Below are 14,129 nucleotides of genomic sequence, written 5' to 3' on the forward strand. Positions count from 1 at the left end.
TTAGCTGCCCCTCTTCTTTGCTTTGATGTGACCGCAGACCTGCAGGCAGAGCATGCAGCCGTTGCAGAGGATCGGGTTCACTGCTGCCTTGTCGCCTTCCTTGTACATGGCGGGACAGGCCAGCTTGTCCAGACATTCGAACCTGCCGGTGCAGGACTCGGCCACGTAGGCAACCTGCGGGGCAACCTTCTTGTAAACGCGGCGGGAGTAGAGCGGGCAGGGTTCCTTGGCGATGAGCACGCGAACGCCCTTCTTGGCCTTGAGGTCTTCGAAAGCAGCCAGGGTCTTCTTCTGGTTGAAGGGATTGACCTCGATGATCTCGGTGACGCCGAGTCCGCGAACAGCGGATTCGATGTCCAGCGGATGATCGTTGTCGCCGATGACGGTCTTGTCCACGCCGGGGTGCGGCTGGTGGCCGGTCATGGCGGTGGTGCGGTTGTCGAGGACAACGACCAGCACGTCATGTTCGTTGAAGACTGCGTTGGCGATACCGGTCAGGCCGGAGTGGAAGAAGGTGGAGTCACCGATGAAGGCCACGACGGTCTGGTCGGCAGCCTTGGAGGCGCCGCCGCCTGCGGAGATGGAGGAACCCATGCAGAGCAGGAAGTCGGCAGCCTGCAGCGGGGGCAGGAGACCGAGGGTGTAGCAGCCGATGTCGGAAGAGTAAACGGCGTCGTCGCCGAAGACCTTCTTGGCAGCGAAATAGGTGCCACGGTGCGGGCAGCCGGCGCAGAGGTTCGGCGGACGCATGGGCAGTTCGGGCAGCTTGCAGTCGCAGGCTTCCACAGCAGCGAGGCCGGACTGTTCGCGGATGGCGTTTTCCACCATGGTGACATTGAATTCACCATTGCGGGGCAGAACGTCCTTGCCGAGGATTTCCACGTCCAGCTTCTCTTTCTGAGCAAGCACGCGCAGTTCGTTCTCGACGATGGGCTCCAGCTCTTCGATGACCAGTACCTTGGACACAGACTTGATGAAGTCGAGGCAGAGGTTCTCGGGCATCGGGTGAGAGAAGCCAAGTTCCAGGACCTTGACCTTGCCGGTCAGGCCTGCGTTCTCCAGTGCGTCGGCCACGTATGCGCGGCTGATGCCGGAGCAGACGATACCGAAATCGCCTTCACCGGAAACGGTGTTGTATACGGAGTGTTCAGCTTCCTTGCGCATGGCTTCCATACGTTCCATCAGGCGAACGTGCATGGGGCGCGCAAAAGCCGGGATGGGTACGAAATGGGAGGGATCGCGCTTGAAGCCTTCGGGCTTGCCCGGATCCGGTGCAGGACCGAATTCCACTGCGCCGCGAAGGTGGTTCACGCGAGTGGTGGTGCGGAGCAGGATGGGGGCGCCGTGCTTCTTGGCAAGGAGCAGAGCGTCGCGGGTCATGTCCTTGGCTTCCTGAGCCGTTGCGGGCTCGAAAACGGGCAGACCGGCGATGCGGGCGTAGTAGCGGTTGTCCTGCTCATTCTGGCTGGAGTGGCAGCCCGGGTCGTCTGCGGAAAGCAGAACCAGGCCACCGGGAGCGCCGGTGTAGCAGAGGGTGAGCAGGGGGTCAGCGGCGACGTTGACGCCGACGTGCTTCATCGTGCAGAGGGTCATGGCGCCGGAAAGGGTGGCGCCGCCTGCGACTTCCAGGGCGACTTTCTCGTTGACGGAGTACTCGAAGTAATACTTGCCCTCAGGTGAGATGCGGTAAAACGTGTCGGGAACTTCGGATGACGGGGTACCCGGGTAGCAGGTCACAACCTGAATGCCCGCCTCTACTGCTCCACGGACAATAGCTTCATTGCCGAGCAGGAGGTGGGTTTCGCCGGGATTGTCGGCCAAGAGCGGATTTGCCATATGGTATTCTCTCTCTAGGTCTGCACAGCCGGTCGTGTGTTTTTGACCGGTTGCGCTGTTACGACGAAACCTGCGGCACCCTTCGGATGCCGCAGGAACTGTCTAATATCCACTATGATGAAGGTTACTTGGCTTCGAGCTGAGCAACCTTGTAGTCAATGAACGGCTTGTCAGGAATCTGGCTGTCGGCCAGTTTCTTGTATGCGGTGAGTGCGGTGCCGGTGTCGCCAGCAGCTTCGGCAGCCACGGCGAGCTGACGGTTTACGGGAATGGTGAAGGCAGTGGCAACAGTGCCGGCCAGATCTTTCAGGATGGTGACCGCTTCACCAGGCTTGCCAGCCAGAGTCAGGCTCTTGGCCTTACCGAGACGGGCAACAACCTTGAGGTCGGCGTCGGCTTCACCGGACAGCTGGTTCCAGTAGCCGGCAGCCTTCTCGAATTCATTGTTGGTCATGCTGGCCTGTGCCAGTTCCAACAGGACGGCTGGTTTGGCACCGGAGGGAGCATTGCCCAGCAGAGCTTCCAGCTTGGCGATCTTGTCGCTGCCGGAGTCCTTGATGAGGATGGCGCCGAGTTCAGCTTGAGCAGAAGCCATGGCCTTCTTGTTGTAAGAGGTCATTCCTGCGTAGATGGCAGCCACGGCAATGATGGCGACCACACCGACGATAATCTGCTTCTGGTGTTTGAAAGCGGCTTCGAGGATGGGATGGAGCTGCTCCGGAACGTGAGATTCGATATCGTCCAGAGTAGCCTGTTCAGTGGTCTTATTTTCAGCCATTGCTTTTCTTGTCCTCCATAAGGTGTATATACAGTGCTGCGGGCCGGGAAATAAGGCCCGCCAGCGCAAAGCGCTAGATAAGCAAAATTGTAAAAAAGGTCAAAACAATTTTTGTATGGAAGTAGGGATTTCGACAAAACCGCTGCATTTTCTAAATGAGTATTGTTGGGAAATGACAAAATGTGTAAAAATGCGGGGCTAAAGTCCCAAAAGAGAAGAAAATGCGTCACGGAGCTGTTTGACTTTTTCCCCCGCCCCGGTTTAGCACAATGTTCCTGTCGGAAATGAATAATATTCGGCGGCTGAAATAGCAACGATTTCAAGGAGAGAGATTATGAATATACGTGAGCAGATGATCGACATGGGAAAGCAGGCCAAAGATGCGGCCCGAGAATTGGCAAAAGCTTCTGGCAAAGCCAAACAGGATGCCCTCATTTTTCTGGCTGAGATGCTTGAATCCGAGGCAGAAACTATTGCCGCAGCCAACAAGCTGGATCTCGATGCCGCAGCCGAGCGTGGGCTGGACAAGGCCCGCGTACAGCGTCTGACCATCAGTGAAAAGGTACTGAACTCCATGATTCAGGGTTGCCGTGAAGTGGCAGCCATGGCCGATCCTGTTGGTGAGATCGAGTCCATGGTCAAGCGTCCCAATGGCATGCTTGTAGGCCGCATGCGTGTTCCCCTCGGCGTCGTCGCCATGATTTATGAATCTCGTCCGAACGCCACTGTTGATGCCGGTATCCTCTGCCTCAAGGCAGGTAACGCCGTTATCCTTCGCGGTGGTTCCGAAGCATTTCATTCTAATAAGTGTCTGGCTGAACTGATGCACAAGGCACTGGAAAAGGCCGGTCTGCCCAAGGGTGCCGTGCAGGTGCCGCCGACCACGGACCGAGAAGCCGTGAGCGAGATGCTCAAACTGGCTGATTACATCGACGTGGTTATCCCGCGCGGTGGTGAAGGCCTCATTCGTGCCGTCACCGAGCAGGCCACCATGCCTGTGCTCAAGCACTACAAGGGTGTGTGTCACATTTTTGCCGATGCTTCCTGCGATATTACCAAGGCCGTTCTCATCATTGAGAACGCCAAGATGCAGTACCCCAGCGGTTGCAACGCGCTGGAGTGCCTGCTGGTTCATAAGGACGTGGCCAGCGTCCTGCTCCCCAAGGTGGCCGACACCCTCGGGGCCAAGGGCGTGAAGTTCAAGGCGTGTGATCGCTCCCTGCCTCTCATGGGTGAGTACGCTGAAGCCGCCTCTCCGCTTGATTGGGGCTTCGAGTTCCTCGATCTGGTGATGGCAGTCAAAGTTGTGGATTCCCTGGACGAGGCCATGGACTTCATCGCCGAGCACGGCTCCAACCACACCGAGTCCATCCTGTCGGAGAACTATGAGCACTGCATGCGCTTCATCCGCGAAGTGGATGCTTCCCTCGTGGTTTCCAACGCCACCACCCGTTTCAATGACGGCGGCCAGCTCGGCCTCGGCGCTGAGATCGGTATCTCCACCTCCAAGCTGCATGCTTACGGCCCTATGGGTATCAAGGAGCTTACCAGCGCCAAGTTCGTATTACTGGGTGAAGGCCAGATTCGCGAATAAACTAACTAGCTGGAATACATTAAAGGCCGCTCCTAGGAGCGGCCTTTTTTTGTGAGATAATGCGGGATGAGTGTAGGCATATTGAATGTAAGTCTATAATATATACTTTACAGATGTAGTTTTTCACTACTATGAAAGATTTTATATATGAATTCTATCGAGTATTTCTTTACATGAGTATGATTCAAATGAAAATAGATAAAGGTTGCTATATGTGGATTCTGCGTATTGCTTTGAGTCTTTCCATTTGTGTAGCTATGGTTACAAAGGCCCATTCCATGGATCAAATCAGGTTGGCATTGGATATTTGTCTCGACAACCCGAGAGAAGCTTATGCGTATACTCTGTTGGAGAATGCGTTGAAAGCCACAATCGATTCCGATGGCTCTTATCGCATAACAAATTCATCTTATAAAATGAGCAGAGAACGTGCGTTACACGAGTTGATTCTAGGCGATAGCATTAACGTACATGTTGCGGCTACTAGGGCAAAATGGGAAGTGGAGACTCTTCCAGTAAGAATTCCGATTAGGAAAGGAGTTCTGGGGTATCGTCTTTTGTTAGTGCACAAGTCAAAAGATTTTATATTTAAAGATATTCAAAAAATAGAACAACTTAAGAGGTTAACAGCGGGACTCGGACAACAGTGGACAACTACTGCTGTTTTGAGAAAGGCTGGATTTTATGTTGAAACAGGAGTTGATTATGAAGGCCTTTTTGGGATGTTAAACCGTGGGCGCTTCGATTATTTTCCTCGTGGACTAAATGAGATATTTCGGGAGTTCGACGAGTATAAGGATAAATATCCGGATCTTCGTATAGAATCTGCCCTTGCTTTATATTTCCCTACCCCAAGTTACTTTTTTGTGTCTCCGAGATATCCTGAATTGGCGGATCGCATAAGGCGAGGAATGGAGAAGCTGATTGCAACAGGAGAACTGGATAGGATGTTTGAAGCAGAGTTTGGCAGCTCCATCAAAAAAGCAAAGCTTGATCAACGAATGCTATTCTCGATTGAGAATCCGCTGTTAACACCGGAGACTCCGTTTGACAGGCCCGAGCTGTGGTTTTTTCATGAGTAATATAGTTTTAAAAAAGCCCGTCCTTCATATGAAGGGCGGGCTTTTTATTTCGTATGAAAGAAAAACTAGCAGTTTCCGGCGACTTCCTCGTCGTCACTGCTTTGCTGAGCGATCTTGGACATTTGGGCGCGGATGTAGTTGGCGGCCAAATCTCCGAGGTCGTTGTTGCCGGAAGCGGCGAGGCCGTGCTGCTTGAGATCTTCGTCGATCTGCTTTTCCATTTTCGCGGATTCAAGGAACATGATGTAGGCCAGAACAAGGGCGGCGTTGTTGTCGTCAGAGCCGTCGCAGAGGAGTTCGATGTTCTTTACGGGGACGGTTTCCAGCAGGCGGTCGATGAACATGGTGATCCACTTCATATAGAGGTCGTGCATCAGCGGCGGAATCAGACTGGCCACCTGTTCTGTTGCGTTGCCTGCTGTGCCGGTCACGGCCATGAATTCGTTGAGGGCCTCGAGGCGCTTGCCTTCGTCCTGCTCCTCAACCTTGTTGATGATCACCGAAAAAATGTGTTCACGAATCTGTTTTTGGTCCATCGACATGTATCTGCTGTCTCCGAAAAAAGTTGCATACACGCCCGGTTGGGCGGAAACACTGTAGCCCAATGTGACGGATCGAGCAAGAGGAGCAGAAAGAATGTATGAGTATAGATTTATCGTATAGACGATATATATTATCGATGATACTGTATTGTCATGTTGCGCGTGCTGATGCTTGTTCTTCTTTGCTTCTTTTGTCCATCTTCCTATGCCGCTGACGGGATGGTGGTGGAGTTGGTGCGCGTGGTGGATGGTGATACTTTTGTCGTGAACATTGCGGGGTGGCCGGATGTGGTCGGACGTGAAATCGGCGTACGGTTAGCCGGGTGTGATACCCCGGAACTGCGGGACAAACGGCCTGCTATCAAGATCATGGCGTATCAAGCAAAAGAGGCTTTGGGGTTACTTCTCACGCAGGCCAAGACGGTTGAGCTGCGTAATATCCGTCGGGGTAAGTATTTTCGTCTTGTTGCCGATGTATTTGCTGATGATACCGATGTCGCTGCCATCTTAATCGCAGCAGGCCTGGCCCAGCCATATCACGGTGGTCGCCGACCTTGCTGGTGACCGCGGAAAGCCTCCTGTTTCCCGTTTCCTTTCATAAAAAAAGGGCGTACATCCACCGGAAATACACGCACTATTTCCGGAGGCCGTCGTGGAATCTCTCTTGCTCAAACTCCTGCCGTTCATAAAGGTATTATCTGCATTCGTCGTCATGCTGGTGGGCATCCGTTTCCGTCTTGGGGTGGGGATTTCCATCCTGATTGGCGGGGGCGTGATGGCTTTTCTGTTTGGGCTTGGTTTGGGTGAGTGGGCCGATGCTGGCGTAGTGGCTTTGACACAGGATAAGTTCCTCTTTCTCGCTGCTATCATAGGCCTTATCCTTATTCTTTCCGACGCCATGGAGCGGTCCAATCAGTCTCGTCGGCTCATGGATTCGCTTTCGGGGTATTTGACCAGTCCTCGTCTACGTCTTGTATTCTTTCCGGCCCTTATCGGGCTTCTGCCCATGCCCGGTGGTGCGGTGTTCTCCGCTCCCATGGTCAAGAATGTGTCTGAAGATATGCGGGTCAGAAATTCGGACCGTGCCGTGGTCAACTACTGGTTTCGCCATGTCTGGGAACTGTGTTGGCCTTTGTACCCCGGAATAATTCTGACTGTCTCTTTGGCGGATATTTCCATTGGCGAACTCTTGTCGCTGACATGGCCCGGGACTGTTGTGATGCTTGCAGCAGGGTGGTTCTTCTTCCTGAGGCCCGGCGTTCTGGGCAAAGGGGAGCTCATGGCTCCTCAGCCGGTTACAGCACGGAAAAAACGGCATGTGTTTCGTGAAGGTCTGCCCTTGATTGTCGCCATTGTCGGGGCCATTGGCCTTGAGGGCGTCATATCGGCGTTCCTGCCCGGAGTTGATTTTGAATGGGGCGTTGTTCTGGCCCTTGCTGCAGGTGTTGTCTGTATCATGATGCAGAACAGCAATCTTGGGATTCCGTTCCTCAAAGACATCATGACCAAGAAGTCCATGTGGTCCATGATCTTTGTTGTGGTGTCGATCTTCATATTCAAGGAAGTGATGCAGGCTGCGGGTGTTGTGGACGAAATGGCCAAAGCGGCTGGAGGCGGGGCAGCCTTGTTTGCAGCTGCCGTTTTTCTCCCATTCCTTGTAGGCATGGTCGCTGGCATTACTATCGCTTATGTGGGCTCAACGTTTCCTTTGCTGATCGCCTTGCTCCACAGTCTTGGCATGCAGGACCAGATCACGTCTTACATGCTGTTGGCCCTTTTCTCAGGTCTGACCGGAGTGATGGCCTCGCCTATTCACATCTGTCTTATTCTTACTTGTCAGTACTTTGAGTGTGATCTGGCCCGTACCTGGCGCAAGCTCCTACCAGCATGTGCAGTCTTGATGCTTTCAGGCGGAGTACTGTTTTGGTTGTACGTGTGAACAATTGCACCAATGCCGAAACGACTTGAACGACGCTTCGTTTTTTTGTAAAGACGCTATTCTGACCATGGCTGAAAGCAATTTATTAGGGGGCTAATTTATGGACTATGAAGCAATTTTCACGCAGGAGAAGCTGGAGGCGCTTTTCCCTGCTGAGCGTACCAATGACTTTTTCGAAGCACTCTTTGGCGATGCCGAGGAAGGAGCTTACGACATTGCTCTCGGGTACGCTGGAAATCGAGGCGACAAGCTGAATTTCGAGCTGCGCCTGACACAGCGTCCAGGCAAGTGCCTGGCCTGCAATCTGACATACGGGCTGCCTCAGGTGTTTGCCCGTCATCCCATCATTAACGTGCAGGGCATTGCCGATGCCGCAGCCGAGGCTGCGGGTAAGGGCGGTGCATCCTGGAAGCTGGGCGCGACTCAGGAAATGAGCAATCAGCTTCATGTTATTCCGTTTATGGTTGAACTGGGATAGTCAGTAGTTCTAGTCTGTTCCGTATGGGGCGTCGGCAATGCCGACGCCCCTTTTTTTGTGTCTGGAGGTGGTCTGGGAAAGCTTCAAATATGGTTTTTATTTCAAAAAAAAGTTGACCCACGCAATCGATTGGTCTAGTCGGGTCATTGGTCCAACCAATCAGCGCCTGAGAGGTGTTGGCGCGTTGCGGATTGGTTTGGGCCGGCCCGGGTTGCTGTCTGCACTGGTTGCCACAATGATGTCCAAAATGTGTTGTGCCAGATGGCAACCCGGGCTGTCTTGAAACTCCTATGGAGGGAGTCATGTATATCAAGCCGGTTAGCCGGAAGGCCATTTATGAAGATATCGTTCTCCAGATTCGTGCGATGATCGAACAGGGAGAACTCAAGCCGGGCGACAAGTTGCCGCCCGAGCGTCGACTTGCGGAGATGTTCTCAGTTTCCCGCAATACGGTTCGCGAAGCCATCAAAGCGCTGGCAGAGAAAGATGTACTGGAAAGTCGTCAGGGTGCCGGCACCTTTGTGCGTGATAGCGATCCCGAGGATTTTGCCGCCAACTTTGCCGGAGCCATTCTCCGCAGCCAGCCACAGCTCAAAGAAATTTTCGAAGTCCGCAAGCTCATCGAGCCGGAGATCGCTGCATTGGCCGCCCGCAATGCGTCCCCCAGTGATGTTACATGGCTGGAGAACGTGATCAGTGAGCAGGAAGAGGCTGCCAAAAAAGGAATTTTTGGCGGTGATCTGGACCAACTTTTTCACGAAATACTTGCCGAAGCCTCTGGGAACAAGATCATGCGCGCCATGGTGGGCGCACTTCACGAGGAACTCAACGAGAGTCGTGCTGTAGGTTTGCAGTCCAAGGAGCGGCAAGGTGCATCTCTGGCAGCACATCGAGCTATCGTTGATGCCGTCCGGGAAGGTCGCGTCATGCAGGCTGAAAGAGCCATGCGTGAGCACATTGAAGAAGTCGAATCAATAGTATTTTCAGCAAAATAAGCAACTCTCCATCAGGAGGAAATGATGAAAGAGATCCACGAGAAAGCGCGAGAAATGATGAAGGGCTACTGTCGTGTCTGCAAAGTTTGTGACGGACGTGCCTGTGTTGGCGAAGTGCCCGGAATGGGCGGTTTGGGAACGGCTGCGTCTTTTAAGAACAATGTCGCTGCGCTCGCCAAGGTCAAACTGAATATGCGTCTGCTGCATGATGCCGTATCTCCGAATCCCGGCACCACCGTGCTGGGCTATGATCTCGATTTTCCTGTTATGGCCGCGCCCATTGGCGGCGTGTCCTTCAACATGGGCGGCGGTATCTCTGAAGAAGAATATGCTGACGCAGTGGTCGGCGGTTCCAAGGCTGCTGGTCTTATTGCTGGCGTGGGCGATGGTGTACCGCCGTTCATCCATGAAGCAGCGTATGCCGCTGTTGAGAAGAGCGATGGTCACGGCATTCCTTTCATCAAGCCTTGGGAAGGTGATGAAATGGACGAGAAATTCGAAAAGGCCCGTGCCACCGGTTGCAAAGTATTTGGTATGGATGTCGACGCCGCGGGTCTCATCACCCTGCGTCAGATGGGCCGTCCTGTGTCTCCCAAGGCTCCGGAAGAGTTGTCCAAGATCATCGAGAAGATCCACGGCTGGGGTGCCAAGTTCGTCCTCAAGGGCATCATGACCCCGGACGAGGCTCAGTTGGCTGTTGAAGTCGGTGCTGATGCAATCGTGGTTTCCAACCATGGTGGCCGGGTGCTCGACCATGCGCCTGGCTCTGCTGAGGTTCTGCCCTCCATTGCAGGTGCGGTTTCCGGCAAGATCGACATTCTGGCCGACGGCGGTATCCGCGATGGTGTGGACGTCCTCAAGATGCTCGCTCTGGGTGCAGATGCCGTGATGATCGGTCGTCCCGTTTCCGTTGCTGCTGTTGGCGGTTTGCAGGAAGGCGTGGAAAAATACTTCGCCACCCTCAAGGGGCAATTGATTCAGGCAATGGTCCTGACCGGTTCACATACGGTCAAGGATATCAACGCCCATGTCCTTTTCAGCGTATAGAACATCAAATTGGCCCGCTTCGAAAGGAGCGGGCCGTATAGTATACCCATGATTACAACATATATTATCTATATTTGCCTTGGGGCATTGGCCGGAGTGCTGGCCGGTCTTCTCGGTATCGGCGGCGGGCTGGTCATCGTGCCCATGCTCAATATCGCCTTCGAGTTGCAGAGCTTCCCTGACGTGCACATTCAACATGTCGCGCTGGGAACATCGATGGCCACCATCATCTTTACTTCGTTGTCAAGCATGTATGCTCACTACAAGCATAATGCCATCAATTGGGACGCCTTCAAGCGCCTGACTCCCGGTATCATCACTGGTACGTATCTCGGCGCATGGGTGGCATCCATTCTTTCCACTGGCGTTTTGAAGACGTTCTTCGGTCTGTTCCTGTACTATGTTGCCACGCAGATGCTTTTCGGAAAGAAGACCTCTGGCTCCCGTGAAATGCCGGGCACTCTAGGTGTCTTCGGCGCTGGTAATGGTATCGGAATCTTTTCCGCGCTTGTCGGCATCGGTGGCGGTACGTTGACTGTGCCGTTCCTGTCCTGGTGCAACCAGACCATGCATACTGCCATTGCCACGGCCGCAGCCGTAGGACTGCCCATCGCTCTGTCCGGAACTGCGGGGTATGTCATCAACGGAATGGGTGTGGAAGGTATTCCCGGACCGCACATTGGGTATGTCTATATTCCGGCGTTCCTCGGCATCATCAGCATGAGCATGTTGACCGCTCCGTGGGGTGCCAAGCTGGCGCATTCCCTGCCTGTGGCCAAGCTTAAGCGCATTTTCGCCATCTTGTTATATATTGTTGGAACTAAGATGTTGTGGAGTGTCTTCATGTAGAGTATCCCACCGGGATGCTTACGCGATGGAACGCACATAACGGATATAAGGAATCCCTGATTCTGGGGATGCCTCTGGTGATCAGCATGATGTCATCCACTGTGATGACCTTCACTGATCGCATCTTTCTCGGCAACTATTCGCTGGAAGCGCTCAGCGCATCGCTTCCAGCGAGTATTGCCTCTTTTCTTTTCTTCTCATTTTTTCTCGGCGTCACCGAATACATCGGTGTCTTTGTCTCTCAGTACACTGGAGCTCAGAGGCCTGAACGTGTTGGTGCGGCATTGTGGCAGGGCTTGTGGTTTTGCATACCTGCCGGGATATTTCTCTCTTCCCTCTGGTTTATTGCCGAGCCGCTCTTTATGCTGGGCGGGCATGCGCCTGAAGTGCGTGAGTTGGAGATCGTCTATTTCCGCATTCTGACGCTGGGCGGTGGCCCCGCCTTGGTAGGTGTTACGCTGTCCTGTTTCTTTTCAGGCCGAGGGCTTACCCGTCCTGTCATGTTGGTGAATATGGCTGCTGCAGGCATCAACATCCCGTTGGACTACTGCCTCATTAATGGATGGGGGCCGTTTCCTGAACTCGGTATCGTAGGTGCCGGTCTGGCTACTGTCTTCGGCACGATGTTGCCCGCCATCTGTCTTACTTTCATGGTGTTCACCAAGGAGAACGAGGAAGCTTTCCGTGTGCGATCGGCACGTCGTTTCTTGCCCGATCTATTCAAGCGTTTCATGCGCTTCGGATTGCCCGGAGGAGTGCAGTTCTTTATCGACATGTTCGGTATCTCGTTCTTCGTCTTTATGGTGGGCCGCCTCGGTCAGGTCGAATTGGCTGCCACGAATATTGCCATCTCCATCGACACGTTGGCCTTCCTGCCCATGATCGGCATGAGTATCGCGGCCTCCATTCTCGTAGGGCAGGCCATGGGCAGCGGCAATCCGGACGATGCGGCATATGCCACCAAGTCCGTGCTACATATTGCCCTGGCTTACATGGCGTTGATGGCCACCCTATTTATCCTTTTTCCCGGGCCGCTTCTGGAGCTTTTCCGTACTCGCGGAGATGCTGGTGGTGATTTTGCCTTGGTCAAGGAGTCTGGTGTGGTGTTGCTTCGATACGTGGCCGCATTCACGCTCATCGATGCTGTCGCCATTGTGTATATGGGGGGGCTCAAGGGAGCAGGTGACACCCGGTTCATCATGCGCACCATGTGTTTGGGAGCCTTCGGCTGTCTGGTCATTCCCATTTCCGTCATGACGTGGCTTGGTGTGGGCGGAGTGCATGGCCCGTGGATTTGTCTGCTTGTCTATGTCGCATTGCTAGCCACGGCATTCATGGTCCGATTCCGCAAGGGCGGTTGGCGAAGCATCCGGGTGATTGAGCATTAAGGCGTCGCCGCGTTTTGAGGAGTGCATAACTCGCCAGAAGGGAACTCCCGGTTGCTTGAGTCGAATAAGCTCCTTTCGTCATTACGATTATAGATAGTTAAAAAAAAGGGGCGCGGTGTATTAACCGCGCCCCTTTTCTATTCGCATGAAAAATGGGTTACTTTGCTTCTTTGTCGTAGTTGCTGGCAGCAACGTCCATGGTCTTTACCAGAGCGCCTTGCAGAGCCAGCAGTTTGTAGAGAGCGAAGTTGGTGTTGGACTGTGAGGTCTCAAGCAGCACCGAGTTGCTGAACACTTCATTGATGGAGTCGAGGACGTCGAGCAGGGAGCGTTGGCCCACGTTGAACTGCATCATGTACATGTCACGGGATTCCATGCTGTACTGGAGCGCTTCCATGTGTTTTTCAACGGACTTGTACGCGGTCTCGTATTCGGTCCATGCCGCGGCGACCTGACGGGTCAGGTCATCTGTCGTATCCTGAAGGTTGGCCTGCGATTCGCTGATGCGGGACTTTGCGGCCTTGAGGCGGCTGTAGTCAGATCCACCGTTGAACAGATTCCAGGAAACGTTCAGCATGGCGCGGTTGTCCTGCAGGTAGGTGGCAGCACCGTCCAACTTGTCCGTGTTACGGCTGCTCAGTTCCAAATCTACAGTAGGATAGAAATCAGAGCCGCTCACGCCCTTGTCCTGATTGGTGGCTTCAAGGTCAGCCTTGGCAACGAGGATCTTGGGGTTATAGGTGAGGCAATTGTCCAGAATGGGAGTCATCTCCTCCGGGACGTCGCCCAACATGTAATCAGCACTGTCCAGTGCGTCGGCCTTCATGCCGGTTACACGGAAATATTGAGCTTCTGCAGTGCGCAGATTGCCGGTATATGTAATGAATGTTGTCTCAGCTCGTGCGACACGGCCTCGGGCCTGCATTTCGTCAGCCTTGCTGCCAGCGCCACCAGCGACACGCTCTACAATTGAAGCGAGCACTTCTTTGTGAGCGATGATGTTGTCTTCGGCCAGAGCAACGAGTCTGCGTTCTCGGTCAACATCCATATGGGCACGTACAGCTTCCAGCGCCACAGTCTCGACGTTGTCGATCAGGCGGAATTCAGCAGATTTCAGACGAGCTTTGGAACCTTCATATTCATAAAAGCGGTTCATGCCGTCAAATACGTTCTGGGTCAGGCTGACGGTGGTATCCTTGGCGCTCTTATACCGTTTGTCAGTGCCGTTGAGTCTCGTGGTGGAGCTGCTGTACTTCTGAAAACCGACGCTGGAGGTCAAATCGAGAGTAGGGAAGAAACGGCCGATGGATGCGCGGAGGTTGTTAGCCTGGGCGTCCCGGTTGTGCAGCAATGATTTGATCTGCGGATGTTGTTTGACCGCAGCAACAACGCTCTCTTTCAATGAGATCATTCCATCCTCTGCTGCCAGGGCAGGGATGGTGAGCAGCAGTGTTGCGATTATGGTCAGAAGTAGCCGTTTCATGTGTGGAAAACTTTGTTTAGAAAATGTTTATACATCCATTTAATTCTCTATCGGCAATCGTTCCTAAAGGCAAGGTTAAATCCAAAAGCAAGAGGCCCGGTTTACGTGTAAACCGGGC

General features: G+C 53.6%; 13 protein-coding genes. 9 read left to right on the plus strand and 4 right to left on the minus strand.

Annotated features, from left to right (window positions below):
- Nucleotides 1-1,836 carry an indolepyruvate ferredoxin oxidoreductase subunit alpha gene (iorA, locus tag HFN16_RS12405; RefSeq protein ID WP_168891056.1) on the minus strand — a complete coding sequence of 612 codons (1,836 nt, stop codon included), beginning with the start codon at nucleotides 1,834-1,836 and terminating at the stop codon, nucleotides 1-3.
- Nucleotides 1,837-1,960: 124 nt separating this feature from the next.
- Nucleotides 1,961-2,614 carry a transcriptional regulator gene (locus tag HFN16_RS12410; protein WP_168891057.1) on the minus strand — a complete coding sequence of 218 codons (654 nt, stop codon included), beginning with the start codon at nucleotides 2,612-2,614 and terminating at the stop codon, nucleotides 1,961-1,963.
- Between the two features lie 334 nt (nucleotides 2,615-2,948).
- Between HFN16_RS12410 and HFN16_RS12415 the strand changes: the two genes are divergently transcribed.
- Together HFN16_RS12415 and HFN16_RS12420 are read left to right on the plus strand one after the other, a co-directional pair.
- Nucleotides 2,949-4,208, plus strand: coding sequence for a glutamate-5-semialdehyde dehydrogenase (locus tag HFN16_RS12415; RefSeq protein ID WP_168891058.1), 1,260 nt, complete (start codon nucleotides 2,949-2,951; stop codon nucleotides 4,206-4,208).
- 188 nt (nucleotides 4,209-4,396) lie between these two features.
- Nucleotides 4,397-5,290: a transporter substrate-binding domain-containing protein gene (locus HFN16_RS12420; protein ID WP_168891059.1), complete on the plus strand. Its 894-nt coding sequence runs from the start codon at nucleotides 4,397-4,399 to the stop codon at nucleotides 5,288-5,290.
- A 65-nt stretch (nucleotides 5,291-5,355) separates the two neighbouring features.
- Here the strand turns inward: HFN16_RS12420 and HFN16_RS12425 are convergent, their stop codons facing one another.
- Nucleotides 5,356-5,832 carry a hypothetical protein gene (locus tag HFN16_RS12425; protein WP_168891060.1) on the minus strand — a complete coding sequence of 159 codons (477 nt, stop codon included), beginning with the start codon at nucleotides 5,830-5,832 and terminating at the stop codon, nucleotides 5,356-5,358.
- A gap of 168 nt (nucleotides 5,833-6,000) precedes the next feature.
- Between HFN16_RS12425 and HFN16_RS12430 the strand changes: the two genes are divergently transcribed.
- The 7 genes from HFN16_RS12430 (at nucleotide 6,001) to HFN16_RS12460 (ending at nucleotide 12,528) form a co-directional block, all read left to right on the plus strand.
- A complete protein-coding gene (locus HFN16_RS12430; protein WP_168891061.1) occupies nucleotides 6,001-6,396 on the plus strand; it encodes a thermonuclease family protein in 396 nt (131 codons plus the stop codon).
- 88 nt (nucleotides 6,397-6,484) lie between these two features.
- Nucleotides 6,485-7,771 (plus strand): DUF401 family protein, encoded by a 1,287-nt coding sequence (locus tag HFN16_RS12435; protein ID WP_168891062.1) that lies wholly within the window; start codon nucleotides 6,485-6,487, stop codon nucleotides 7,769-7,771.
- 100 nt (nucleotides 7,772-7,871) lie between these two features.
- Nucleotides 7,872-8,249: a pancreas/duodenum homeobox protein 1 gene (locus tag HFN16_RS12440; protein WP_168891063.1), complete on the plus strand. Its 378-nt coding sequence runs from the start codon at nucleotides 7,872-7,874 to the stop codon at nucleotides 8,247-8,249.
- A gap of 302 nt (nucleotides 8,250-8,551) precedes the next feature.
- Nucleotides 8,552-9,244: a FadR/GntR family transcriptional regulator gene (locus HFN16_RS12445; RefSeq protein ID WP_168891064.1), complete on the plus strand. Its 693-nt coding sequence runs from the start codon at nucleotides 8,552-8,554 to the stop codon at nucleotides 9,242-9,244.
- A gap of 24 nt (nucleotides 9,245-9,268) precedes the next feature.
- Nucleotides 9,269-10,291: an alpha-hydroxy-acid oxidizing protein gene (locus HFN16_RS12450; protein ID WP_168892353.1), complete on the plus strand. Its 1,023-nt coding sequence runs from the start codon at nucleotides 9,269-9,271 to the stop codon at nucleotides 10,289-10,291.
- A 48-nt stretch (nucleotides 10,292-10,339) separates the two neighbouring features.
- Nucleotides 10,340-11,140 (plus strand): sulfite exporter TauE/SafE family protein, encoded by an 801-nt coding sequence (locus tag HFN16_RS12455; RefSeq protein WP_168891065.1) that lies wholly within the window; start codon nucleotides 10,340-10,342, stop codon nucleotides 11,138-11,140.
- Nucleotides 11,141-11,226: 86 nt separating this feature from the next.
- The gene (locus HFN16_RS12460; protein WP_348771048.1) at nucleotides 11,227-12,528 is read left to right on the plus strand and encodes an MATE family efflux transporter; all 1,302 of its coding nucleotides are present in this window, start codon (nucleotides 11,227-11,229) and stop codon (nucleotides 12,526-12,528) included.
- Nucleotides 12,529-12,685: 157 nt separating this feature from the next.
- Here HFN16_RS12460 and HFN16_RS12465 read toward each other — a convergent pair whose 3' ends face one another.
- Nucleotides 12,686-14,011 carry a TolC family outer membrane protein gene (locus HFN16_RS12465; protein WP_168891067.1) on the minus strand — a complete coding sequence of 442 codons (1,326 nt, stop codon included), beginning with the start codon at nucleotides 14,009-14,011 and terminating at the stop codon, nucleotides 12,686-12,688.
- Nucleotides 14,012-14,129: the final 118 nt, after the last annotated feature.

The sequence above is a fragment of the Pseudodesulfovibrio sp. zrk46 genome, assembly GCF_012516435.1.
GTDB lineage: Bacteria > Desulfobacterota > Desulfovibrionia > Desulfovibrionales > Desulfovibrionaceae > Pseudodesulfovibrio.